The 23,569-nt window shown below is 42.2% G+C and carries 22 protein-coding genes; 11 read left to right on the forward strand and 11 right to left on the reverse strand.

Translation table 11 applies throughout. From position 1 onward, the window contains the following. Positions 1 to 20 precede the first annotated feature (20 nt). The 6 genes from DFP80_RS01600 to DFP80_RS01625 form a co-directional block, all read right to left on the reverse strand. A complete protein-coding gene (locus DFP80_RS01600) occupies positions 21 to 956 on the reverse strand; it encodes a LysR family transcriptional regulator (RefSeq protein ID WP_113915062.1) in 936 nt (311 codons plus the stop codon). A 49-nt stretch (positions 957 to 1,005) separates the two neighbouring features. Then, the gene (locus DFP80_RS01605; RefSeq protein WP_113915063.1) at positions 1,006 to 2,016 is read right to left on the reverse strand and encodes an ABC transporter ATP-binding protein; all 1,011 of its coding nucleotides are present in this window, start codon (positions 2,014 to 2,016) and stop codon (positions 1,006 to 1,008) included. Next, the gene (locus DFP80_RS01610) at positions 2,016 to 3,014 is read right to left on the reverse strand and encodes an ABC transporter ATP-binding protein (RefSeq protein ID WP_113915064.1); all 999 of its coding nucleotides are present in this window, start codon (positions 3,012 to 3,014) and stop codon (positions 2,016 to 2,018) included. Before DFP80_RS01610 ends, DFP80_RS01605 begins: the two co-directional genes overlap by 1 nt. A 147-nt stretch (positions 3,015 to 3,161) precedes the next feature. Next, positions 3,162 to 4,100 carry an ABC transporter permease gene (locus DFP80_RS01615; RefSeq protein ID WP_113915065.1) on the reverse strand — a complete coding sequence of 313 codons (939 nt, stop codon included), beginning with the start codon at positions 4,098 to 4,100 and terminating at the stop codon, positions 3,162 to 3,164. After that, on the reverse strand, positions 4,097 to 5,077 hold the full coding sequence (locus DFP80_RS01620) for an ABC transporter permease (protein WP_113915066.1): 981 nt from the start codon (positions 5,075 to 5,077) through the stop codon (positions 4,097 to 4,099). The genes DFP80_RS01615 and DFP80_RS01620 overlap by 4 nt, the downstream gene beginning before the upstream one ends. Before the next feature lie 75 nt (positions 5,078 to 5,152). Beyond that, complete coding sequence (locus tag DFP80_RS01625; protein ID WP_175020636.1) at positions 5,153 to 6,682, reverse strand: ABC transporter substrate-binding protein; 1,530 nt, start codon at positions 6,680 to 6,682, stop codon at positions 5,153 to 5,155. Between the two features lie 222 nt (positions 6,683 to 6,904). Between DFP80_RS01625 and DFP80_RS01630 the strand changes: the two genes are divergently transcribed. From DFP80_RS01630 to DFP80_RS01660, 6 genes are all read left to right on the forward strand, one after another. Further along, positions 6,905 to 7,504: an acyl carrier protein phosphodiesterase gene (locus DFP80_RS01630; protein WP_113915068.1), complete on the forward strand. Its 600-nt coding sequence runs from the start codon at positions 6,905 to 6,907 to the stop codon at positions 7,502 to 7,504. Positions 7,505 to 7,788: 284 nt separating this feature from the next. Then, complete coding sequence (ylqF, locus tag DFP80_RS01640; RefSeq protein ID WP_113915070.1) at positions 7,789 to 8,817, forward strand: ribosome biogenesis GTPase YlqF; 1,029 nt, start codon at positions 7,789 to 7,791, stop codon at positions 8,815 to 8,817. An 11-nt stretch (positions 8,818 to 8,828) separates the two neighbouring features. After that, entirely contained in the window at positions 8,829 to 9,209 is a 381-nt protein-coding gene (locus DFP80_RS01645; protein WP_113915071.1) for a YacL family protein, read from the forward strand. Positions 9,210 to 9,294: 85 nt separating this feature from the next. Continuing rightward, entirely contained in the window at positions 9,295 to 9,897 is a 603-nt protein-coding gene (locus DFP80_RS01650) for a hypothetical protein (RefSeq protein ID WP_113915072.1), read from the forward strand. Between the two features lie 200 nt (positions 9,898 to 10,097). Next, positions 10,098 to 12,446, forward strand: a complete 2,349-nt coding sequence (locus tag DFP80_RS01655; protein ID WP_113915073.1) for a fatty acid cis/trans isomerase — start codon at positions 10,098 to 10,100, stop codon at positions 12,444 to 12,446. 118 nt (positions 12,447 to 12,564) lie between these two features. Continuing rightward, the gene (locus DFP80_RS01660) at positions 12,565 to 13,551 is read left to right on the forward strand and encodes an LLM class flavin-dependent oxidoreductase (RefSeq protein ID WP_175020637.1); all 987 of its coding nucleotides are present in this window, start codon (positions 12,565 to 12,567) and stop codon (positions 13,549 to 13,551) included. A 56-nt stretch (positions 13,552 to 13,607) separates the two neighbouring features. Here DFP80_RS01660 and DFP80_RS01665 read toward each other — a convergent pair whose 3' ends face one another. Both DFP80_RS01665 and DFP80_RS01670 read right to left on the reverse strand, forming a co-directional pair. Beyond that, positions 13,608 to 14,534, reverse strand: coding sequence for an LpxL/LpxP family acyltransferase (locus tag DFP80_RS01665; RefSeq protein ID WP_113915075.1), 927 nt, complete (start codon positions 14,532 to 14,534; stop codon positions 13,608 to 13,610). Next, positions 14,527 to 15,237 carry a 3-deoxy-D-manno-octulosonic acid kinase gene (locus DFP80_RS01670; RefSeq protein WP_113915076.1) on the reverse strand — a complete coding sequence of 237 codons (711 nt, stop codon included), beginning with the start codon at positions 15,235 to 15,237 and terminating at the stop codon, positions 14,527 to 14,529. The genes DFP80_RS01665 and DFP80_RS01670 overlap by 8 nt, the downstream gene beginning before the upstream one ends. Positions 15,238 to 15,344: 107 nt before the next feature. Between DFP80_RS01670 and DFP80_RS01675 the strand changes: the two genes are divergently transcribed. Continuing rightward, on the forward strand, positions 15,345 to 16,355 hold the full coding sequence (locus tag DFP80_RS01675) for a glycosyltransferase family 9 protein (RefSeq protein ID WP_113915077.1): 1,011 nt from the start codon (positions 15,345 to 15,347) through the stop codon (positions 16,353 to 16,355). A gap of 18 nt (positions 16,356 to 16,373) precedes the next feature. Here DFP80_RS01675 and DFP80_RS01680 read toward each other — a convergent pair whose 3' ends face one another. Further along, positions 16,374 to 17,333, reverse strand: coding sequence for a methylenetetrahydrofolate reductase (locus tag DFP80_RS01680; protein WP_113915078.1), 960 nt, complete (start codon positions 17,331 to 17,333; stop codon positions 16,374 to 16,376). A gap of 176 nt (positions 17,334 to 17,509) precedes the next feature. On the opposite strand from DFP80_RS01680, the gene DFP80_RS01685 reads away from it, so the two are divergent. The 4 genes from DFP80_RS01685 (at position 17,510) to ppnP (ending at position 20,929) form a co-directional block, all read left to right on the forward strand. Beyond that, complete coding sequence (locus tag DFP80_RS01685) at positions 17,510 to 18,055, forward strand: DUF1285 domain-containing protein (protein ID WP_113915079.1); 546 nt, start codon at positions 17,510 to 17,512, stop codon at positions 18,053 to 18,055. A gap of 88 nt (positions 18,056 to 18,143) precedes the next feature. Then, positions 18,144 to 19,490, forward strand: a complete 1,347-nt coding sequence (locus DFP80_RS01690; RefSeq protein ID WP_113915080.1) for a DEAD/DEAH box helicase — start codon at positions 18,144 to 18,146, stop codon at positions 19,488 to 19,490. 156 nt (positions 19,491 to 19,646) lie between these two features. Then, positions 19,647 to 20,582, forward strand: coding sequence for a transcriptional regulator GcvA (gene gcvA / locus DFP80_RS01695; RefSeq protein WP_113915081.1), 936 nt, complete (start codon positions 19,647 to 19,649; stop codon positions 20,580 to 20,582). Between the two features lie 56 nt (positions 20,583 to 20,638). Then, on the forward strand, positions 20,639 to 20,929 hold the full coding sequence (gene ppnP / locus DFP80_RS01700; protein ID WP_113915082.1) for a pyrimidine/purine nucleoside phosphorylase: 291 nt from the start codon (positions 20,639 to 20,641) through the stop codon (positions 20,927 to 20,929). A 92-nt stretch (positions 20,930 to 21,021) separates the two neighbouring features. On the opposite strand, the gene DFP80_RS01705 is transcribed toward ppnP, so the two are convergent. Beyond that, the gene (locus DFP80_RS01705; protein ID WP_113915083.1) at positions 21,022 to 22,677 is read right to left on the reverse strand and encodes a lytic transglycosylase; all 1,656 of its coding nucleotides are present in this window, start codon (positions 22,675 to 22,677) and stop codon (positions 21,022 to 21,024) included. 54 nt (positions 22,678 to 22,731) lie between these two features. Further along, entirely contained in the window at positions 22,732 to 23,505 is a 774-nt protein-coding gene (gloB, locus tag DFP80_RS01710; RefSeq protein WP_113915084.1) for a hydroxyacylglutathione hydrolase, read from the reverse strand. Positions 23,506 to 23,569: the final 64 nt, after the last annotated feature.

A 23,569-nucleotide genomic window follows, 5' to 3' on the forward strand; every position in this document is an offset into this window, starting at 1 on the left:
ATCAAGTTGCATAGCCTGCATTAATGTGGGCTGTTGTGAGCCATCTTATCCTTGAGTGCTTGCCAAAATTGATTGAGGTTTGGGTTTTGATTAAACCTAGATCGATATAAGCGGATCTCAAGAGGTATATTCCAGTTTTCTTCTCCAGCCAAAGCGACTTTTCCATAATTGAGAGTGTCTAGCATGAGGCGTTTGGGAATCCAGCCAATACCATAGCCTTCTTTCACCATGGCTTTGATGCTAACGGAATGATAATTTTCCGACAAGGTTTGCAGTTGCGGAATTTCTCTTTGTCGTTGCAAATGGTGGTGAATGACGGGCTGCAAAAACGAATTTTCGTAATAACCAATATAGGGCAAAGGTTTTCGTTTGGCGCCAGGCAAGGTAAATTTTGGGGCGCCTGTGGTATCGGTTGCGCTGTACGGAATTAGGGTCTCTTCGGCAATCACAAGATGCTCATACTGCTCATCGTCAAGGGCGCGAATAAAGTTAATGGCTGGATGCCAATAGCAAAGCATAATGTCGCACTGCTGATCCATGAGAGAATTAACAAAGTCGATACCGAGCCAAGAGCTAGATTTCATGTTGATATCTAGATCCATCTCGATGCTTTCGCAAAATGGTTCGATAACTTCTTTGTAAAAGCTGAGAAATAAAGTTTGTGTGGTCACAAAACGTACTTGAGACTCTTCTTGCTTGCGAATTTCTTGGCAGCGCTCTTTAGTATCTCTAAGTTGTCTGGTAATTAGTTCGGCGCTTTGCAGAAAAACTTCGCCCGCGGGCGTGAGAGACAAAGGCAATGTGTTTCTATCTATCAAGGTAACACGCATTTCTTCTTCGAGCAGTTTTATGCGTCGACTAAACGTGGGTTGTGTGACGTTTTGTTCGTCTGCAGCACGTGAGAAATGACGAGTTTTTGCGAGGGCGATGAAGTCCTCAAGCCATCTTATTTCCATACGACCTCCAGACAAACAGAAGCCGTAAAGTAAGCGCTAAGCACGAGCATCATAGTCGACCCTCTTCAATTGCGTGACAAGCGACACTGCTGCCGTCACTTTGTAGTGTCATAGGGGGTGATGTTTCATAGCAGCGTTGGTTGGCATAAGGGCAGCGTGCTTGAAAAACACAGCCAATTGGCTTCTCTGTTGGTGTTGGAACTTCACCAATTAATCGTATTGGTTGTGCTGTATTACTATCCAATCTTGGAATAGCCGATAACAAGGCTTGTGTATAAGGGTGCTTTGGGGATTGAAATAATGTTTCCGTAGGGGCAAGTTCACAAATTCGGCCTAAATACATTACCGCGACTCTGGTAGCAAAATGTTCGACTACAGCCAGGTCATGGGTAATGAAAAGGTAACTAAGATTTCGTTCTTCTTGTTTGTCCATCATTAAATTGAGCACTTGCGCTTGCACCGAGACATCCAGTGCAGACAGTGGCTCATCAGCAACAATAAAGTCGGGCTCAACCGATAAGGCTCTGGCCAAACTTATACGCTGACGTTGGCCACCTGAAAACTCATGAGGATAGCGGTCAGAGCTTAAAGCAGAAATGCCAACAGATTCTAATAGCGCATCAATTTTTTCATCCACTTGAGATTGAGAAAGTTGTGGATTATGAAAAGAAATCGGTTCACTGAGTGTTTGGTAGACGGTCATTCTAGGGTTTAACGACGCATAGGGGTTCTGAAAAACCATTTGCATGCGACGTCTAAAAAACATGCGCTGACGGTTGTTTAATTGATCGATGCGTTGATCAAGATAATGTATTTCACCTGCGCTAGGTGTTGTCAGGCCCATAATTACGCGCGCCAGAGTGGATTTTCCGCAGCCAGTCTCGCCAACAACACACAAGGTCTCACCTTGATGAATGGTTAAGTTAACGCCGTTAAGCGCATGAATGCTGTCTTTATGCTTTTTGAATTTTCCGTGACGAAACCGCCATTGGCTAAGCCAGCTTTCATTGGAAGAGAAGGCTTTTTCTAAACCGCTAATTTGAATAAGAGGAATTGGCACTAGCTTATTTCCTTATCGTTATTAGCGAACTCGTTGAGCATATCTTCGACCAAAAAACAGGCGACGCTAGACACACCGCTGTAAATAAACTTAGGTTGTTCTTGTCTGCATTTTTGTGTCGCATAAGGGCAGCGTGGATGAAATGCGCAACCTGTTGGGCGTTCTGCTAGTGATGGCATGCTGCCTTGGATTTGGTTTAATCGCTGCCCAGGTAATGTCATCTGGGGTAATGCATTTAACAGGCCTTGGGTATACGGATGTTGAGGATCATTGATGATTTCTAGGGTAGGACCTTCTTCAACAACATGACCGGCGTACATTACCAAAGTACGTTCAGCCACTTTGGATACCACGCCAAGGTCATGGCTAATTAACACTAGTGCTACACCATTATCTCGGCAAATGGTCAGTAGCAGTTGCAGTATTTCTGCTTGAATCGTGACGTCCAGAGCTGTGGTCGGCTCATCGGCAATAATAATATCCGGATTGAGTAGCAATACGGATGCAATAATAACCCGCTGTCTCATACCGCCTGATAATTCATGCGGGTACTGATTAAAACGTTTCTCTGGTGACGCAATTTGTACATGATGCAGCTTTTCAATCGCTATGTTTCGAGCATCTTTATAAGATATTTTGGTATGGCTGCGGATGGTTTCGACTAATTGGTCGCCTATAGTTAGCACTGGGTTTAGTGTCATCATCGGGTCTTGGAAAATCATCGCAATGCGTTTGCCACGAACTTCCTGTAGCTGCCGCAAATTCATTTTTGTAATTTCTTTGCTCTCTAATTTAATTGACCCAGACTTTATATACCCAGGTTTACCAATCAAATTTACAATAGAGAATCCTAAAATTGATTTTCCAGCACCGGATTCACCAACAATGGCGATTCGTTCGCCACGATTTAAAGTGAAACTGACGTCAATAAGAGCAGCGAGTTCCTGTTCTTTCATGTGAAAGTTGACGTGTAAGTTACTGACACTTAGTAAATTCATTTGAGACCTTTGCACGACTGCTGTGCTTGCCAATACCTTGTTAAAAACAGACTTGAATTGCTCATTTATACTCCATAAACTCCGCGTTCTCGTCTATTTTTGCCTCGTCTTTGCTTTGCTCGTGACATCGTGTAAAAAGGTCTCATATTAGTCTTTATACGTCCTTGGGTTTAGATGGTCGCGTAACCAATCACCAAGTAAGTTCATGGCTAGAATTAAAATGATCAGTGTGATACTTGGGATGACACAAATCCACCATGAGCCAGAAAACATATAGGCAAAACCAGCAGAAATTAGTGAGCCAAGAGAGGGCTCTGTTGCTGGCATGCCTAGACCTAAAAACGATAATGCGGCTTCAGCGACAATTGCATTGGCAATTTGAACGGTAAAAATAACCAAAACTGGTGAAAGGGTGTTGGGTAGGATATGACGAAACATGATGCGTTTTGAACTTATGCCCATTACTCTGGCAGCGTCAACATACTCTTTTTGTTTTTCTGCCAGTACTGATGCTCGAATAGTCCGCGCAAAGAGAGGCCACTCAGTTAAGCCAATGACTAAAATAAGAATGACCATAGCAAGTTGCTGATATCGAGCCATACCAAACAAAGATTGGAAGATAGCCAGAAAGACAATGGCGACCATCATGTTTGAGAAAGACAATTGAATATCTGCACAGCGCATCAAAAAATTATCAATTCGCCCACCTAAGTAGCCAGCTATCAAGCCGATACAAATCCCGAGCGTGGCTTGGATCAAGACAGCACAGATGCCGATAGTGAGTGACAGACGTGTGCCATATAAAATAACGGATAATAAGTCTCGACCTTGTGCATCAGTCCCTAATAAAAAGCGTGCGTCGCCACTGATCCAGTTTGGAGCAATTTCTGCGTTTATTAGGTCCATAAACGTAGGGTCAGTGATATCGTAAGGCGCCACTAAGGGGGCAAGCAGTGCGACAAGGCAATAAAAGAGGAAAATAATGAGAGCAAGCATCGCCAATTTATCACCCACGAAGCCGGATACAATATGGCTCCAACGACTGCCTGAAGTAGGGTGAAAGATGTCTCTTTTTGTGTACTTCATAAGCCGTGGCTCGCTAAGCGTACAGTAGGGTTAACTAATCCATAGATTAAATCTACCAAGGTATTTGTAATTACAAAAATGCCACCAACAACAATTAAATAAGCCGAAACGAGAGGAGTATCCACTCGGCTAACCGCGTCCATAAACAAAAAGCCCATGCCAGGCCATTGGAAAATGGTTTCGGTCAAAATGGTGTAGGCCACTAACGTTCCTGCTTGGATCCCTCCTACAGTAATGACTGGTAACATGGTGTTTTTTAAGGCGTGTTTAAAATAAATACGCCTAGCTGACAAGCCCTTTGACCAAGCGAAACGGATATATTCGGACTGCAATACCTCCATCATCTCGGCGCGAATTAGGCGAACAAAAATAGGCATTAAGGCAATTGCAAGCGATAGGCTAGGAAGCAATAAATGCTTAAGACCGTCTTTTGTAAATAGTCCGCTTTCCCATAAACCAAATACTTCTTTGGTTTGTCCACGTCCAAAGCTGGGAGCTATATTCAGTTCAATGGAAAATATATACACCATCAGAATAGCAATAATAAATATAGGGACTGATAGTCCTACAGAGCTGATTACCATTAACAAACGAGACAGTATATGTCTGGGTTTAATAGCCGCTAAAACGCCACAAGGTGTAGCGACAATAACGACCAATACAATAGCGCAAAAGGCTAATTCTAATGTCGCTGGTAGTTTTTCAAGAATGACATTGAGAGCCGGCTCTTTATAGTAGTAGGAAGTACCTAAGTCTCCATGAATGGCACCTTTTGCGAATCGCCAGTACTGAAGAAAAAAACCGTCATTTAAGCCGAGCTCATCCCGAATTTGATTGCGTTCTTCCTGAGAAACTGTCATGCCAACCATTTGTTGCACGGGGTCGCCTAACTTATCTTGTATCGCGAAGCTGATCAGGCTAATGATGATCATGACAAAGCAAGCTTGTATTAAGCGGCGGAGTGAAAAAATCAACATCAGGTAATGATATTCCCAGTGGTTATTTGCATGGGGGCCCTTTGATACAATCTCTTAAAGAGTTTGCCATATTTACTATTCTGCAATGAATAGATCTCCTATATGAGGATAGTTTTGATCATTGACTATGTCTCGTATTTTGACTTTATCCTTAGCTGCCCATGTAAGGGATTGCCAATATAGAGGCACGATTGCGGCGTCATTATAGATGGTTCGCTCTATTTGCTGCATAAGACGAATGCGCCTCTCGGGATTCATTTCTCGGTTTGCTTGACGGATATCGTCGTCAATATAAGGTCTGCAATACTCGCTGGCATTATAAGCGCCCAGCCCCGTTTTGGCATCTGGACAGGCAATAATAAATTCAAATAAATTATTGGAATCCATAGTGTCTGATTGCCACCCTAGCATCATGATGTCTGCGCTACGGTTATCAAACTCTTTAAAGTACTGTGCTTTGGGGAGCGTTTTTAAATCGACAGTAATATGAATTCTAGACAGCATGGCGGTAATGGCTTGTGCGACTTTTTCATCGTTCATGTAGCGATTATTTGGCGCCATCATGGTGATGCGGAAGCCTTTTTCATAGCCGGCTTCTTTCATAAGCATTAAGGCTTTTTTTAAATCGTATTCTGGTTCTAAATTATTGATATGACCTAAAAACCGGTCGGCACTTAATTGCCCTGCTGGTGTTGCGTAGCCTTTTAAGATTTTTTCGACGATGAGAGATTGGTTAATGGCTAAATTAATGGCTTTTCGAACTCTAATGTCTTGAAATTCTTTACGGCGTTTTTGGTTCATGTGCAGTAATAATATGCGTGTGCTGGGCAGTGTAACCAGTTGGATGCCTTTGATCTTTTTAGTGCGTTCAATGTCTATCGGCGAAACAGGGAAAATAAAGTCTACATCGCCAGATAGAAGAGCGGCTAACCTTGTTGAGTCAGCACGAATGGGGGTGAGTATGATTTTATCGACGTTACCAATTGTGTTTTTATCCCAGTAATTAGGGTTACGTTCTAGTTCCATACGGTTGCCTAGCTCTCGTTCTGTCAGAATGAAAGGTCCTGTTCCGGAGACATTTCGAGAGGCAAATGTTTCACCATATTTAACGATTTGATCTTGGTCTTGGTAGAAAGCTTTATCCATTGGGAAAACATAGGTCATTATGTTGAGTAGCAATGGGTTAGTATAGGTTGAATGAACATCGACCGTGTATTTATCGACTAAGGAAACGGAGTCTATAGTGTCAAACATGGCGCGAAAATCAGGGGATTTCTTGAGCCGTTCAATGGTGTAAATAACGTCTTTGGCCGTAAATGGGTTGCCTGTTCTAAAGGTGACATTGTGGCGCAAATAAAAACGCATTGTCTTGTTGTCGATCCTCTCCCATTTGGTCGCTAAACGGGCTTCAAACTGACTATCTTGTTTCCAGCGTAATAAAGGGTCAAAAACAAGATGAGAGAATTGTAGGGTACCTTCTGACAATTGCTCATGCGGGTCTAATGAAATGGGGTCCGCATCAAAGGCCATTTTTAGTGTTGTTGCTGTTGCCTTATTCCATAAGAGCAGGGCTAAGCAGCAAACTATAATAACCTTTTTTTTCATTATCTTAGGTCTCATTGTATAGTGAAAGTGGTTGCTTTTGTTAGATGGAGAAAGAGTTTATAAGATGCGGATAGTTTGGCATTTACAAATCTTGACCATTAAGACGATCTTGCATTTTTACAAAAAAATGAGCAAAAAGACAGCAAGACGAATGAGTTTGAGTACAATTTAAGTTGGATTGTGTTTTATTTAAAAGGTGTACTTAACAATAATTAGGTAGATATGAATTATTTTGCCCACCTCCACATTGCTTCGCTTACCAGTACTTCCTGGGTTGGCAATTTATTGGGGGACTTTCCCGTTGACGCTAATCGATTGGATTCAGATTTACTGCTTGGCTGGCGCCTGCATCAAAAAGTGGATGTTATGGTGGATAAGCATGAAGCCAGTTTATTGTTTCGTGCTATGGAGCGGAAAGGACGGCGTCGATTTGCTGGAATTGTGCAGGATATTACGATGGATTATTGGTTGATACAAAACTGGCCACAGTTTAGCTCTGTTCCTTTAGATGTATTTTGTGAGCAGGCGGTGGCGGGGTTGGTAAAAGATAAAAGTCGCAGTCCAGAGCGTTTGAGAAATATGATTAGTTCATTGGAACATGATAATTGGTTGTCTAACTTAGGGACACTTGACGGTGTCGATAGAGCGATTCGTTCTATCATGCACCGCTGGAAACACGGAGCACATTTACAAGGTTTTATCGATGATTTGCCTAATGTAGTCGCACAGGCTGAAGCCCCGTTTTTAGCCTTGTATCCAGATTTATTGGATTATGTTGAGCAAGAGATGAAAAAAGCCGAGGCCACACACAGCCTCGGCTAAATGGACCTTATTCGCTACTTACTTCATAGCAGGCCCGATCGAGAGAACAACCAGATAAACAAATTAAGCTTGGTGCAGATTCCTCGCCATCGTTTATCTGGAATGGATGAGTATAGGTATTTTCTGATTGGCCACCTTGACTTAGGTCAGATTTGATTTGATCACTACAATAAAAGCCCAATAAATTCATGAGAGATAGGTGCGCAGTATTTTATCTCTCTCTTGCCGTAACTTGTGGTAGAATCCGCCACCGAAAAAGACTTGGTTAGAATAGGGGAGTTAGGTTGAGCGTTCAGTGGTATCCAGGGCACATGAATAAAGCGCGTCGAGAAATCGAAGAAGTCATGACGCAAGTAGATATCGTTATCGAGGTATTGGATGCCCGTATTCCCGATTCCAGCCAGAACCCCATGCTGAATACTTTACGTGGAGAGGTTCCAGTTCTTCGTCTGTTGAATAAAAAAGACCTAGCGGACAAAGCTAGACTAGACTTATGGTTAGAGCATTGGCGTGGTAATGAATCTGTTTTGGCCCATCCCTTTTCGACATTAGACAAAGCGGATGTCGGAAGAATTAGCCAATGGGTGAGCCAGATGGTTCCCCATAGAGGCAGCGCTGAAAAACCAATTCGAGCCATGATTGCTGGCATTCCTAACGTTGGAAAGTCCAGTTTAATGAATGCTTTGTTAGGTCGCCGCGTGGCTAAAGTAGGCGACGAGCCAGCGGTAACTAAGTCTCAGCAAAAGTTGAAAGTCACTAATGGTTTTCAAATATTAGACACACCAGGCATTCTGTGGCCGAAAATTGAAAACCCTGATGCCAGCTATCGTTTGGCGGTAACGGGTGCTGTTCGTGATACTGCAATTGATTACGAAGACGTTGCTTTGGCAGGGTTGAAGTTTTTTATTGACGATTATTTAGAGTCGCTTACAACGCGTTATAAATTGAAAGAAGTCTCTGCAGATCCATACGAAGTGCTGAAGGTGATTGGCTCTAAACGTGGTGCTTTGCGTGCAGGTGGTAAAGTCGACATGCATAAAGCGGCAGAAGTATTTTTAAATGATGTAAGAACTGGCGCTATTGGTCCTTATGTCATGGAAACACCGGAAATGATTGCTCATGAAGAGCGGCTGGTTGAAGAGGCAAAAGCGAAAAAAGAAGCCGAGAGGCAAGCTCGATTGGCCGCTGCTGTTCCACAACGTCAGCAAGCAAGCAATCGCGCGTATCGTAATGCCCAATCAGTGGAGCAAGCAGAATCAACAGAACAAGCTCAAACTATTCAGCAAGATGAGAACATAGATGACAAACAGTGAGGTTCACGGTCATGGATTATGAAATTGCCTTTGATCAGGACGAAAATGTTTATCGTATTTATACAGGGTATGAGTTTGCTGCAATTGGCGAATGGGTCTCTGAATATGTACGTGATTTAGAAAGTATTCAGCGAGTGTTAATGGCCGCTCGTTTGGCGGAAACGGAAAAAGAAACCACAGCATTTAAGCATGGCCCTTTTGATGTGATTCTGAGCGAAGAAGGGGCGTCTGTCTCTCGACAAGTGGATCTAGACTCAGCAGAAGAAGAAATAAAAGCCATGTTCGATACGCAAGAAAGTTTTTATCAAACGTCGACAGACGGTATTCAAGCAGAATGTGGCTTAGAAGACCTGATTAATATGATCGAAAACTGGCACGAAGTGTTGCAATGATTCTAACGTGTTAGGATAGTTGTTCCTTGCGCTGGCTGGGTTTACACTAGCGCTTGTTTATTTTACGTTTTTTTAGGGAGCCGATATGCTCATCGAATTGGAAAAAGCCCGCACTCGAAATAATGTTGTTCGCATATTTCGTGAGGAATTGGATGGGCCGGATGGCTGGACCGACGGTTTTGTTGTGGATGCCAACGAAGAAATGGTTTTGCTCCAATTAGTGGATGATAGTGTTCGCCTTAATGGTTATCAAATTCTCTTTTTGGAGGATATTAGTGACTTTGCTCATCCTGCTCCCTTTAATGACTTCCAGAAAAAAGTATTAGCGCTTCGTGGCGAAGAAGTGGTTGACCCTGAAGTAGAGCTTGATGATTTAGCTGTATTACTAATTGATATTAGTGAAGAATTTGGTTTGGTTACTCTTCATCGTGAAGAAATTGAGCCAGATAGCTGTGAAATTGGTCGTGTCGTTCGAGCTGATGCCGTTACGTATGAGCTAGAAGAAATTGGTTCAGATGCTCGTTGGTTTGATGATACATTTGAGTATGATTTGTACGATATTACCCGTATTGAGTTTGGCGGTGCTTATGAAGATGCTCTTCTCATTGCGAACGATGATATGGGCGATGATGCTTATGAATTATCGGATGATTATCCTGATGACGGAATGATAGAGAGCAAAGATTAGTAAACAGAGCCTCTGTTTTTTTACTCTTTAATCGAAAAACGCCTTATGGGCGTTTTTTTATTTATATTAATACCTTTGTTGGGCTATTAATGCAGCAAGGGTTACATTACGTTAATAACGTCTGGCTGGCAGTGATCTTGTGACAATATAGGGATGAAGTGCTTCGCGAATACGATGAAACGGAAAATGAGGAACCTTTTATGTCTCGGTGGCTAACCCTTTTTTGTTCGCTATTGTTAATTTCTGGCTGTGCGGCTTATGCCACACACCAATTTGATAATGTGTTTGGGGTGCAAGATCCAGCCAATCGTATTGGTGATGTGAGTGATGCTGATAGTGCATTTTATAATGAACAAGTGAAGCCTATTTTAGATAGTCGCTGTGTTTCTTGTCATGCTTGTTACGATGCGCCTTGTCAATTGAAACTCACCGCTTCTGGTGGTATTGAACGAGGAGGTTCAAAAGATCTTGTGTATGATGGCACTCGCTTATTAGCGGCTTCGCCAACACGTTTATTTATCGATGCGAAAAGTACTGATGAATGGCGATCAAAAGGTTTCCACCCAGTCTTAAACGAACGTGAACAATCTCCATCTGCTAATTTACAAGGTAGTTTGTTATACCGAGCGATTGCGTTGCGTAAAAAACAAGGGGATTTTACGCAGCCTGTTTTGCCCGATAGTTATGACTTTTCGCTCGCTCGAGATCAGCAGTGTGTCAGTATCGAAGAGTATAGGCAATTTGAAGAGGATTACCCGAATTGGGGGATGCCGTATGGGCTGCCTGCACTTAGTTCTGGAGAATATGATGTCCTAACGCGTTGGTTAGCTAAAGGTGGGAAAATGTCGCCAGCTAAGCCTTTGCCAGCGAAGCTACAGCAACAAGTTGCTTTGTGGGAGTATCGTTTAAATGGCGACACCTTAAAAGAGCAGTTAGTTTCACGCTATATTTACGAGCATCTTTATTTATATAGTTTGTATTTGGATGGCAGTGAAGAGTTTCGTTTTCAGCTAGTGCGTTCTAAAACTCCACCGGGTGAGCCGATTGACCGTATTGCGACGCGCAGGCCATATGATCCGCCAGGTGTTGATCGTGTCTATTACCGCTTTTGGACAGACCCAGAAGTAAAGGTTCAAAAAAATCATATTCCTATGCAGTTAGATGAGGCGAGATACGCTAGATGGCAGTCTTATTTTTACGCTGAAGATTATGACGTCACTAGGGATCCCGGCTATGCGCCTGAAGTAGCGACAAACCCTTTTAAAACATTTCGTGAAATACCAGCTCATGGGCGTTATCGTTTCTTATTAGATCATTCTCAAAAAACCATTATGTCCTTTATTAAAGGCCCTGTTTGCCGTGGTCAAGTTGCGGTAAATGTGATCAATGAGCAGTTTTGGGTGTATTTTATTGACCCTGAGTTAGTTTATAACAAGGGCTCTGCCGATTATTTAGAGGATAAAGTTCAGAACTTAGATTTACCCGCTATTGGTTCTAGTAATACTTTGTCACCGGCTTCATGGGTTACTTTTTCGGAGCAGCAAAAATCTTACTTATCTGCAAAAGCGAAGCTTATTGAAAGTGAAGTAGGCAGTAAAATTCCTCTAGATTTGAGTTTAATTTGGGACGGTGATGGTAATAATGAAAATGCGGCTTTAACCGTATTTCGCCACTTTGATAATGCCTCTGTGGTAAAAGGCATGGTTGGACAGCACCCTAAAACGGCTTGGGTAATTGATTATCCATTGTTAGAGCGTATCCACTATTTGTTGGTGGCAGGGTTTGATGTATACGGTAATGTGGGTCATCAGCTAGTAACGCGTTTGTATATGGACTTCTTAAGAATGGAAGGGGAGATGAACTTTTTACTTTTGCTTCCCAAAGATGATCGCGAATCAATCCGAAAATATTGGTATAGAGAAGCGAATGAAACAATTAAGAATTACATTTTTAGTGATTATATAAAAGTAAATCGTCAGACCCAAATTAGTTACAAGACGAGTGACCACCAATCAGAGTTGTATGAAAAGCTTCGCGATAAGTTGGCCGCAGTGTTAGATCATGGTTACGATTTGGAGCAAAGTAAGTTGACAGCGAATCAACTCAAGGCGCTATATAAGCTGCAATCTGTTCGTGGTGGTGGGTTGGTTCATTTGCCCAATGTGGCAACCATATTGGTGACTCAGCAGGGTGCGCCATTAGAAGTTATTAGCCTTATTCATAATAAAGCTCATGCTAATATCTCGAGTTTATTGGATGAGGAGGCCGCGCGACTACCTAGTGAAGATGGTGTGACCTTGGTGAAGGGGGTCTTAGGTGATTATCCCAATGTGTTGATGCAAGTTGAAGAAAGTGAGCTTATTGATTGGGCGGAGCAAGTTGATAACCTTAAGACAGAAGAGGACTATGCTGCTCTTATTGATAGTTTTGGTATCCGCAGAACTCACCCTAATTTTTGGTTTGTAAGTGATGCCATCGCTAATCTTAATAAAATAGACCGCCCAAGAGAGAGTGGGATCTTAGATTATAATCGTTTGGAAAATAGATAAGACAATTATTCTATAGTAAGTAGGGACAGTGCTTCTGCATTTCGTGCATGATTACCTCCTTGTAACTTGCATTGATGGGTCTTAAATAAGGGGTATATTAGTTTGTTGGATGAATACTATGATTCCCTTTTCGATTCTTGATCTTGCACCTGTAGCAGAAGGCTCTTCGGTGTCTGATTCATTGGCGGTCAGCCGTCGCATGGTGGTCGCCGCTGAAGAGCATAAGTACGAACGGTTTTGGCTGGCTGAGCATCATGGTATGGCGGGGGTGGCGAGTTCGGCTACCTCTGTTGTGCTGTCTCACCTTGGTGCTGCTACATCAAAAATTCGTATTGGCTCAGGTGGGGTTATGTTGCCAAATCATTCCCCTTTAGTGATTGCCGAACAATTTGGTACCTTAGCAGAACTATACCCTGGCCGTATTGACTTGGGGCTGGGTCGTGCACCAGGTACGGATATGCAGACTGCAAGAGCTCTACGACGTAATATGGATGCTTCTGTTGATAGTTATCCAGATGATGTTTTGGAGTTGCAGCGATTACTTGGAGGTGGTGATCAGGGTGTTATGGCTGTTCCTGGGCATAATACTCACGTGCCGATATGGATGTTGGGGTCGAGTTTATATAGTGCTCAGGTCGCGGCAGAGTTTGGTTTGCCATACTCTTTTGCATCTCATTTTGCACCAGATCAGTTGATTCAAGCGCTTACTGTTTATCGTCGAAATTTTAAAGCCTCTGAGCAGCTTGCGAAGCCGCACACAATGGCTGGTGTTATGGCTGTGGTTGCTGAGACAGATGAAGAGGCGAAATATCTATTTACTTCTGCGCAACAGCAGTTTGTGAATTTGCGCCGTAGTCGAAATCTTCCTTTTGCTAGGCCTGTTGATAGTATGGATGGGATCTGGTCGCCCAGCGAGAAGCATATGGTCGAACATATGTTGCAATATGCTGTGGTGGGATCAAAAGAGTCTGTTGCGTTCCAGTTAGAAAGCTTTGTTGCTATGACTAAAGTGGACGAGCTGATTATATCAATGCCGATTCATGACCCTGAAGCGCGGTTGAGATCTTTGCGCTTAATGTCGGAAGTTCGCGATAGTCTTCGATAATTGAGTGTCGCTTGGATAATAAAAGCCACTGAAAAATGCTTTCAGTGGCTTTTATTTTATTTATCGTAGGGAGTGGGGGCGCCTGGTATTTCTTGTGTTTTAAAGCGTCTGTGTGTCCAAAAATATTGTTCTTTTTTGGGCTCTATTTGTGCCTCAATAAGTTTATTGATTTTAGTTGCATCAAGCACTTCATCACCAGTTGGATAATCCTCTAATTCCTGTAAAGAAAGAAAGTAGCCTTTATCAGTACGCCCATAATCATAAAGAAGAATGGCCGCTTTGGTTGTTTTTGCTAGTCGACTGATATGAGATATAGTGGCACATTGGTGACCATAGAATGGCGCAAAAACAGAGTTCTTGCGCCCGTAATCTTGATCTACTGCATACCAAACAGCTTTATTTTCTTTAAGTGACGTCATGACTCCACGAACGTTTCTGCGCTCGATTGTCTTAGTGAAAATGTTTTTGCGCTGGCGTTCCATAACCCAATTCATGATTGGGTTTCTTTGTAATTTGTAGATTGGGTGGACATCAATGTATCGTGCCATGTGTGTGCCGCAAAGATCGATAGAGGAAAAATGTGCGCCGATAATAATGCAGCCTTTTCCTTTTGCGAGTGCTTTTTCGATTACGTCTTGATCATGAAATGAGACCTTTGAGATAGTTTTGCTTCGGTCCTGAAACCAAGTGGCAAACATTTCAAAAACACCGATTCCCATGCTTTCAAAATGCGCCTTGGCTAATTTTTTTCTGGCGGCGTCGGACATGTCCGGAAAGCAAAGGCGCAAGTTTACATTGCAAATATGCCGGCGGTTTTTACTTAAAGAATAGTGTGCCTTGCCTAAAGTTTCGCCGAGCTTTTTTTGTATAGACCATGGTAAAAAGCTGAGTAGGTAAGCAATCCCCATAGCTAACCAAGTAAGCCAATATTTTGGACTGATAAAGTGGATAATGCTTTTGTTTAAAGTGCTTTTTTTAGCCATGGTAACCCTCCAAAAAAGCCTGCCATAGCTCTTCAGATACATGAAAATTTGAATATTTGTTGGATTCTTTATCTATTGAGCGTTTAAGTCGGTCAATATTGGACTGCATCCACTCTTGGTTGAGTTCTCTTTGCTCACATTTGTCGAAATCAATGAGCCAAATTTTGTGTTGTTTATCTATCATAATGTTGTGGCAGTTTAAGTCTGAGTGATAAATGCCGTTGTCATGAAAGTGTTTAATGACTCTACCTATTTGATTCCAGTCCGCTTGATCAGGTCGACCGCTTTTAATTATGTCGAAAAGATCTTCTGCGTCTGTGATCGTTTCAGTCAATAGTTCTGCTTGATAGAAGCCAAATCTAACGGTAAAAATGCCGCCAATTGGTCTGGGGACAGGTAGAGACAGTTTATTCATTGTTTCTAATAAACTCAGTTCGAGCCAAGGTCGTGTCTTTTCTAGTCCTGTAAATAAGAATCGGCACTTATTAAGTTTTGCAATAAGCCCACCTCGACGATAACGTCGAATGACAAACTTTCCAAATTGACTATTTATAAACCAGACTGCACCTCGGCCATTTCCTGTGCCTGTCAATGCTTGTTGTGACTGCCAGAACTCTGGATCAAACCAAGTTGTTGCTAACGGTAACGTTGGATCGCTTTTTAACAGTATTGTGTCAGGCGATATTTTGATGGTTTGTGGCATGGTGCTCGCTTTATTAAGATGTTCTTTGTAATGTCTATAAACTTGGACACATTCAAGAGTGTCTATTCTATAATACTTGCTGAGTTTAAGCAGCCCTAGAGGAAGACATGCAACAAGAGAATATTGAACATTTGGCCGTGATTCGATTATCGGCGCTGGGTGATGTATGTCATGCCATGGCAGTCGTGCAGTCTATTATAAAGCAGAACCCATCCATTCAGGTGACTTGGGTAACCTCTCCATTAGAGGCTAACTTAGTTCGTTTGCTCAGTGGCGTGCGAGTGGTTGTATATGATAAAAATAGCGGTTTTTCCGGGTTGTGGGCATTGCGTAAGTTATTAAGTGGCCAAACGTTTGATGTGTTGTTGCATTTGCAGTGGTCCTTTAGGGCGAGTGTGGTTTCTCGAATGATCAAAGCCAAAAGACGTATTGGTTTTGCCTTATCTCACTCTCGTGAAAAGCAACATTGGTTTGTGAATGAATATGCGCCTGAACCTAAAGGTGAGCATGTCCTCGATTCTTTTCTATCCATTGCCAGTGTGTTGGGGGTGACTGAACCAACGCTGCCTTGTGAGTTGATTTTGCCAGAACCAGACCTTGGTTTGCCAAACCATTATGTGGTGATTAATCCGTCAGCCTCTAAAGAAGATCGAAACTGGACGATTGAGGGTTATCAGGCTGTTATTGAGCGATTATTAATGAAAGGTATCTGCCCCGTTATCACAGGTGGCCCTTCTGTAGGAGAGGCGAATTTTGCGGAAAAAATTATTTCTAGTCATGCTGATAGGGTCATTAATTTGGTGGGTAAAACTCAAATCAATGTAATGTTGGCTGTCTTGAAAGGGGCGTCATTGGTTGTTAGTCCTGATACTGGGCCTGCTCATATGGCTACCTTGGTTGGTACGCCAGTTCTTGGGTTGTATGCGCATTCTAACCCGTGCAGAACTGGTCCATATCGTGATTTAGATAAAGTTCAGAGTGTTTATGAGGAATTGGTCGTTAAAGAGTATCAAAAGCCAGTCGCTGAATTACCTTGGTCAACTCGTGTGCATGACCCTAAGGCCATGCAGCATATTCGTGTTGAGCAAGTTCTAGCCGTGCTGGATACGCTTGTTTAGCACAATTAATAAGGCAAACTATTTCGAAAGAGATTGTTCTGCCAGTTTAAGGTCTAATGTTGCCTTTAACAGCTTGTAGAGTTGAATCGAGGCATCAATTTCTTCTTTTCGGTTGGTCAAACTCTCGATGTTTAAGCCAAGTGGAACACCAAGCGGTAGTGCTGTCTCAATAATTTGCTCTAAGGCATTGCGGCAAATTTTAATGGATTCCTCGAGTGGTGCAGACGCATCCAATATGCGGTGTTTTGTTGCATCAGGTACAGAAATACCTAACCACTCCATGAATTCAAGTGTTTTTGCGCTGCCGCATGGGGTGAAGGTTAAGATGATACGTTTGGGTGTTTCGCCTTTTTCTTTGCAGGTTCTCGCGTAGCGGCTGATTAAGTCTGCCGTTGCTTGGTGGTTGTAAACGGCTTGCGAAATGAAAAACTCACACCCGGACTCAGATTTTTTCAAAAGACGTAAATGCTCGTCGCCTTTTTTTGCATGACGTTCAGCAATAGTGACGCCACCAAGATTAAAGTCATGAGGTGATGCTTTTAGTGTTTCATAAGCTTGCGGTAATGGCAGCTTAATATTACCACTTGAAGATGGCGATCCGACTAATACTAAATCACGAATGCCGTATTGTTCCCATGCTTCTGTTAACCAGCCTGAAAATTCCTCAGAGCTACGTGATGACACAGACTTGTATGTAATTACGGGTTTTTCTGATTGTTGGTGGAGACGCTTTGACCAAGCTCGTGGGTCGTGAGTTTCCATGAAAGGAAATGGACGAGGCTTGTCAATACGGCTGGTTTCGTCTTGAATGTCATAAACGATTAAGCCATCGACGTCGATATTATCAAGTCGATCAAGCAGCTTTTGGCTGACTTGCTCTAGTTGTTCCTCTTCAAGAGAGGACTTTGGCGGTGTTGTTCCGATGAAATAAGCGCCTCGACTAGGGTCTTGAAGCTTTTTTGCTAATTCCGATTTCATAATGTCACACTCTGATTAGACGAGGCAGATAATGTCGATAAAAGGTTGGGGTCTGCATCTCGTGATGTTTGTTTGTTGTTGGTATTCTAACAGTGAAATGAATTCAAGGCTTTGCTTAGAAGTTGAATAATATTGTTGATGAAGTGAGGCACGCTAATCTTGTAGAGAGAGAAATTATGTCAAATATAGAATTGAAAGGTCTTTCTGAGATGCCATCTTCCGGCTTGCCACCTGTCCATAATTGGGCCCCGCCTTTTTGTGGTGATATGGATATGGTAATTAAATCAAATGGTGAGTGGTTTCATGACGGTGGTAAGATTAAACGTCCGGCCATGGTTACTATGTTTAGCCGAATATTGTGGTTTGAAAATGACGAGCACTTTTTAGTGACGCCTGTTGAGAAGGTTCGAATCCAAGTAGAAGATGCCCCTTTTCTTGTCGCTAATTGGCAGTGGATACATACAAAGCATGGCCGAGCGATTGAATTTACTACACAAACTGATGATGTTTTGGTGCTTGGTATTGATTGCGACCTTTGGATGGGAACTTTTAAAAATGAAGAGCGTCCCTATATTTCTATGCGCTATGGTATGAAGGCATTAGTAGGGCGAAATGTGTTTTATGGTATGGCTGAAAGCCTAGAGCGTGTCGAGACGTCTAAAGGAAGGGGGATGGGCATAATAAGTGCCGGTAAAAGCTATCTTTTAATGCAAGATGAATAACGAATTTGAACTTGTCTAGGTTATAATGCGCGAATTAAGCGTAGTGCTTTCGCTACGCTGTATGTTTAGTTTTGAAAGGGGTGTTTGTTTGTTATTCGAAGAATTTGGTTTTGATAATCGCATTTTAAAGTCCATTGACCATTTGGGGTTTGATGAGGCAACAGAGATTCAATCTCGTGCTATTCCAGAAGCAATGGCTGGCCGTGATTTGTTGGCGTCATCAAAAACAGGTTCTGGAAAAACACTTGCCTACTTATTGCCCGCTTTGCATCGTGTTTACAAGAAGAAGGCCTTGTCTAAACGTGATCCTCGTGTGGTTGTCTTGGTGCCTACTCGTGAATTGGCAAAACAAGTGTTTGCTCAACTTCGTCTTTTATTAGCCGCTAGTCGTTTTACCTCCATACTGATACAGGGCGGAGAGAACTTTAATGACCAGCATAAGTCATTGCAAAAAGACCCTCACTTTATAGTGGCGACTCCTGGCCGTTTGGTTGACCACCTAAAACAGCGTCACGTTTTTTTAGAAGGGCTTGAACTGCTTATTTTGGATGAAGCCGATCGTATGTTGGATTTAGGTTTTGCTGATGCCATGCGAGCGATTAACGCTGCAGCTAGTCATCGCCAGCGTCAAACGCTGTTCTTTTCAGCGACGCTAGATAATACAGAAGTCAGTGAAATTGCAGGGGAGCTGTTACGAGAACCTTCCCGCATTGCCATTGGTCAAGGCTTTGATGAACACACAGACATTGCTCAGCATGTATTGCTTTGTGACCATCTTGATCATAAGGAATCCTTGCTTAAACATTTATTAGTGGGTCAAACCATAAAGCAGGCCATTGTGTTTACCGCAACCAAAAACGATACCGTGCGTTTGTCTGAGATTATTGCTGGTTGGGGATTAAGTACCCAAGCATTGAATGGAAACTTATCTCAAGGTGCTCGTAATAAGACCATGGAAAGCTTTGCGAAAGGGCAGTTTGATGTATTAGTGAGCACCGATGTCGCTTCTCGTGGATTGGATATTGCTAGCGTATCCCATGTTTTTAACTTTGATTTGCCAAAGCAAGCAGAGGAATTTGTTCATAGAACAGGTCGTACTGGTCGTGCTGGATTTAAAGGTGATGCTTATTCTCTGGTTGGACCGAAAGATTGGGTGAATTTCAAAGCAATAGAAACTTTCTTGCAAAAGACATTTGTCACCGAATCCATAGAAGGGCTTGAGCCGAAGTTTAAAGGGTTGCTGCCACCTAAGCCGGTTCGTCAAGAAGTCAAAAAACGCCATGCAAAAGCACCGACAAAAGCATCGAAGAAAACGAATAAGAAGCCAGCTGGTAAAGCGCGTTTCCATGATAATCAACAAGATGGTTTTGATGCGTTTAAGTTGCCGCCGAAACGTTTTCCAGTGTCAGGCAATGTTGGTGATGAAGATGAGTAGTATTTATTAGTTTATTGTGAATTTATCCAATAAGTTAGATTTTATTAATTGACAGATGAGCTATATTCACGATATTGATTAAGTAAGGTGCAATTTAGTCTTTTAAGCCTGATTTTTGCTGAAAAATACTGAGATGAGTCCTGACTCAGAAGGAATGTGCCTTCATTTATTTTCTTATCTATTGGAGATGAGCTTATTAATCGTTTACCCCCATTAAATTCATTAAAGTGTTTTGAATCTGCTGCTCGTCATGGCAGTTTCAATAAAGCGGCCAAGGAATTGTCTGTAACACCTTCTGCGATTAGTCATCAAATTAAAGGCTTAGAAAGTTTTCTTGGTCTTGAGTTGTTTCGCCGTACTAAGCGTAAAGTGATCTTAACGGAAGCTGGGGAGTCTTACCTAAGGCCAATAAAAAGCATTTTTGAGCAGTTAGAAAATGCGACTTCAGAGCTTAAAAGTAAGCAAAAATCTGGCTCTCTTCGTCTGGCGGTTGCACCAGCTTTTCTTACCCGCTGGTTGATGCCAAGAATGGAGCGTTTTCAAGAGCGCTATCCTGATATTCAGATTGAAATTAGCTCTTCTACAGGGCTAATTGATTTCTCTGCTAACGATATAGATATGGCTGTGTATTTTGGTAGTGGCGATTGGGATGACGTCGAAGCTCATTATTTGCGTCCTGCACGACTTGCGCCTGTTTGTAATCCTCGTTTGATTAAAGCTGAGCAGCCTATTGATAGGCCGGAAGATATGCGCTTTTATCCCTTATTGCATGTTACTAAGCGAAAAGATGAATGGCACGATTGGTTGCAGCAACATGACCTTGATCCTAAGTTATTTCGTCGCGGTTTGATGTTTTCTAGCGGCTCGCTTACTGCGGGCGCGGCGGCTCAAGGTTTAGGGATTTCGTTAACTGATCCGGAGTTAATTATGCCTGAGATAGAGGCAGGAACACTAAAAGTGTTGTTTAACCAGCATCTGATCACTAACCGATCCTTTTATTTGGTTTATGAAAAACGACGCTCTGTAACCTCGGCTATGTCAGCTTTTAAAGAATGGATAATTGAAGAAATGGTTGGCAACACAAATACTTAATTGTATTTTTAGGCTACTGAAAAATATATGTTTAAAACGTAAATGAGAACTTTTATATGAGCACAACGTTAACGGTAAATAGCTATTTTAATGATCAAGTGAAGTCCGTTGCATTGAATAATGCGGAAGGAACATCCACAGTTGGTGTAATGGCTGTTGGTGAGTATGAGTTTGGTACTAGTCAGAGAGAGTATATGACCGTAGTGTCTGGTTCTTTAACGGTGATGTTGCCTTCAGAAAGTGAGTGGAAGACGTTCGCTAAAGGTGAAACATTTATTATTGAGGCAAACCAGGCTTTCCAAGTAAAAGTGACCGAAATGACGGCTTACTTTTGTCGTTACGAGTGATATTGCGATAGTGACATTGGATTGTACAATGATATAAAAAAGGGCTGAAATTCAGCCCTTTTTTTGGATTCTAACCTATCGAAATAACTTATTTATCCGCCAACTACATTGACGAGTAAGGTCACTTTATCTCCCGGTTGAACGTATTTTTTACTACCAACCTTCGGGTTCCAATCACGAATATCATTTATTGATACTTTGAATTTGTTGGCGACAACAGCTAATGACTCGCCTGAACGAATAGTGTAGACCACTTTCTTCATGACACTACGAGTACTGTTTGCTGATTGTTTAGGCTTTAACCATACAACGAGTTTCTTTCCAGGAATAAGAGGATCAGCTAATCCCATATTATTCCATCGAGCTAATGTCTTGCTGTTTGTGCCGTACTTGTTTGAAATCAGCCATAAGCTATCACCAGAATTAACGGTGTAGTTTATTTTTATACGGTTGCGGTTTGGCGCACGAGACTGTTTGGCCAATAAGCGTTGATGAGAGCTTAGTGTGTAGCTTTCAATTTTATTGCCAGCTACCGGAATCATTAGTTCTTGTCCGACACGAATCATGGTGGAAGATATTTTATTAACATCCTGTAAAACATTAACCGTCGTATTATGTTGCTTTGCTACGAGAAGTAAATTGTCGCCAGCTTTTACTGTGTAACGAACCCAGGTGACTCGTTCTTTACTCGGTATTTCTGCTAATTTAGTTCTAAATTGTTTGGCTTTAGAAACGGGCATTAGCAATCTGTGTGGGCCATCAGGAGATGTGGCCCATTGGTTAAATCCAGGGTTTAGCAAATAGACTTCGTCGATACTTACATCTGCCATCTCTGCTGCTTGAGCCAAATCGAGTTGTCCACCAATATTGACGACATCAAAATAGGGTTTGTTAGGAATAAAGTAAGTTGAATAATTATATTTTTCTGGGTTTTTAATGATTTTTGCTAGGGCAATTAATTTTGGTACGTAAGCACGTGTTTCTCTAGGGAGGTCCAGAGACCAAAAATCAGTTGGTTTACCGGCTTTTCTGTTTTTTCTAATTGCTCTTAAAACCGTACCTTCACCTGAATTGTAGGACGCTAGAGCATGTAACCAATCGCCATCAAACATTTTGTGCAGTCGAGTTAGATAGGCAATGGCTGCTTGAGTTGAACCAATAATATCTCGGCGACCGTCATACCACCATGTTTGATCTAAACCATACATTTGACCAGTAGAGGGGATAAACTGCCAAGGACCAGATGCACGCCCATGGCTATAGCCAAAAGGATCAAAGCCACTTTCAACGATAGGTAATAAAGCGATTTCAGTAGGGATGCCAGCTTTTTCTAGTTCATCTACTATGTAGTATAAATAACGTTCACCACGCTTTGATACTCTGTCTAAGTAAGAAGGGTGAGAACTAAACCAACGTAACTGAGATGACAGCCGAGGGCGGTCTATGTCTAGATTTAGCTGATACCCTTCGCGAATGCGTTCCCAAATGTCTTCTGGAACTTTTGGTTCGCTGTTTGCAATAACGGGTTCTGTTTTAATTGCTTCCTCTTCTTCAGCGGTTGCATCGATTGGAGGAACTGTATCGATAAAGCCAAGTTGTTCTGTATCTGCTTCAACTGTATCTATATCTACTTCTTCCGAAGATTTTTGCAGGTCGCTTGAAGTATTTTGTCGCTCTATTTTAGAGGCTGTTTGGCATGCGCTTAGCGCTAGGCTTGCAAGGCAAACCCATAAAAATTTATATATCATGAAGGTCACAAAATTGGATAAAGTTTCGCCATTTTAAAGGTGTGGTGATAGAGGTCAACTAAAACTGTCTTTCGCGCGCCTCACTTGGCTAAAAGCGGCGATAGAGTTTGATGCTGGTTTTTCGTTAAGTTGTTGTGCTGCTTGAATTTTTAGTGTCTCAATATGACTTCTTAAAAAAGGATTAGTTTTTTTCTCTAAGCTGAGTTTTGTTGGTAGGGTCGGCTTGTTATCTTGGCGAAGTTGTTGGCTAACTAGGTTGCTTGCTATAAGTTCTTTGTTATCAGGTTCCACTGAAAGAGCAAAGCGATAGTTGGCTAATGTGTATTCGTGTGTGCCATAAATGAATGTATTATCTGGTAGAGTTGAAATTTTTGTCATGGCCGCTAGCATTTGTTCAGGTGACCCTTCCATTATGCGACCACATCCGCCCTTAAATAGAGTGTCCCCACTGAACAAAATAGGGTTTTCTTGATCTGAGAAATAACACAAATGATCAAGCGTGTGCCCTGGTGTTGCTATGACGGAGAAGGTGCTTGCAAAAATATGAACTTGGTCATGCTCATCGACAGGGTGAGTGACTAGTTCTTTAAGATGTTTAGGGCCATATACTGGGCAGTTCGAATGTGCTTTGAGTTCGGCTACGCCACCAGTATGATCTTTATGGTGGTGGGTGATTAAAATGCCTGCTAAGGTCTTTTTATATTCATGGCAGTAATTCAAAACCACGTCTGCTTTACCTGGATCCACAGCCCAAATGCCCGAACTATCTTTATCTTGGATTATCCAGATATAATTGTCATTAAAGGCAGGAAGCGGAAAGATAGTCATAACATGTCTACTTTTAAAAAGTTAGTGTGTTTCATATGAGGCGCTCAGAAAAATAATAACAGGA

It is taken from the genome of Marinomonas rhizomae (assembly GCF_003315485.1).
Lineage (GTDB): Bacteria > Pseudomonadota > Gammaproteobacteria > Pseudomonadales > Marinomonadaceae > Marinomonas > Marinomonas rhizomae.

Coding starts and splice junctions, on each gene's coding strand:
- DFP80_RS01680 (WP_113915078.1), bottom strand. CDS start 17,333: ATGAAATCGGAATTAGCAAAAAAGCTTCAAGACCCTAGTCGAGGCGCT.
- DFP80_RS01620 (WP_113915066.1), bottom strand. CDS start 5,077: ATGTTGATTTTTTCACTCCGCCGCTTAATACAAGCTTGCTTTGTCATG.
- DFP80_RS01610 (WP_113915064.1), bottom strand. CDS start 3,014: ATGAATTTACTAAGTGTCAGTAACTTACACGTCAACTTTCACATGAAA.
- DFP80_RS01615 (WP_113915065.1), bottom strand. CDS start 4,100: ATGAAGTACACAAAAAGAGACATCTTTCACCCTACTTCAGGCAGTCGT.
- DFP80_RS01600 (WP_113915062.1), bottom strand. CDS start 956: ATGGAAATAAGATGGCTTGAGGACTTCATCGCCCTCGCAAAAACTCGT.
- DFP80_RS01625 (WP_175020636.1), bottom strand. CDS start 6,682: ATGAAAAAAAAGGTTATTATAGTTTGCTGCTTAGCCCTGCTCTTATGG.
- DFP80_RS01665 (WP_113915075.1), bottom strand. CDS start 14,534: ATGGCTAAAAAAAGCACTTTAAACAAAAGCATTATCCACTTTATCAGT.
- DFP80_RS01660 (WP_175020637.1), top strand. CDS start 12,565: ATGATTCCCTTTTCGATTCTTGATCTTGCACCTGTAGCAGAAGGCTCT.
- DFP80_RS01685 (WP_113915079.1), top strand. CDS start 17,510: ATGTCAAATATAGAATTGAAAGGTCTTTCTGAGATGCCATCTTCCGGC.
- gloB (WP_113915084.1), bottom strand. CDS start 23,505: ATGACTATCTTTCCGCTTCCTGCCTTTAATGACAATTATATCTGGATA.
- DFP80_RS01630 (WP_113915068.1), top strand. CDS start 6,905: ATGAATTATTTTGCCCACCTCCACATTGCTTCGCTTACCAGTACTTCC.
- DFP80_RS01670 (WP_113915076.1), bottom strand. CDS start 15,237: ATGCCACAAACCATCAAAATATCGCCTGACACAATACTGTTAAAAAGC.
- ppnP (WP_113915082.1), top strand. CDS start 20,639: ATGAGCACAACGTTAACGGTAAATAGCTATTTTAATGATCAAGTGAAG.
- DFP80_RS01655 (WP_113915073.1), top strand. CDS start 10,098: ATGTCTCGGTGGCTAACCCTTTTTTGTTCGCTATTGTTAATTTCTGGC.
- DFP80_RS01705 (WP_113915083.1), bottom strand. CDS start 22,677: ATGATATATAAATTTTTATGGGTTTGCCTTGCAAGCCTAGCGCTAAGC.
- DFP80_RS01645 (WP_113915071.1), top strand. CDS start 8,829: ATGGATTATGAAATTGCCTTTGATCAGGACGAAAATGTTTATCGTATT.
- DFP80_RS01675 (WP_113915077.1), top strand. CDS start 15,345: ATGCAACAAGAGAATATTGAACATTTGGCCGTGATTCGATTATCGGCG.
- DFP80_RS01650 (WP_113915072.1), top strand. CDS start 9,295: ATGCTCATCGAATTGGAAAAAGCCCGCACTCGAAATAATGTTGTTCGC.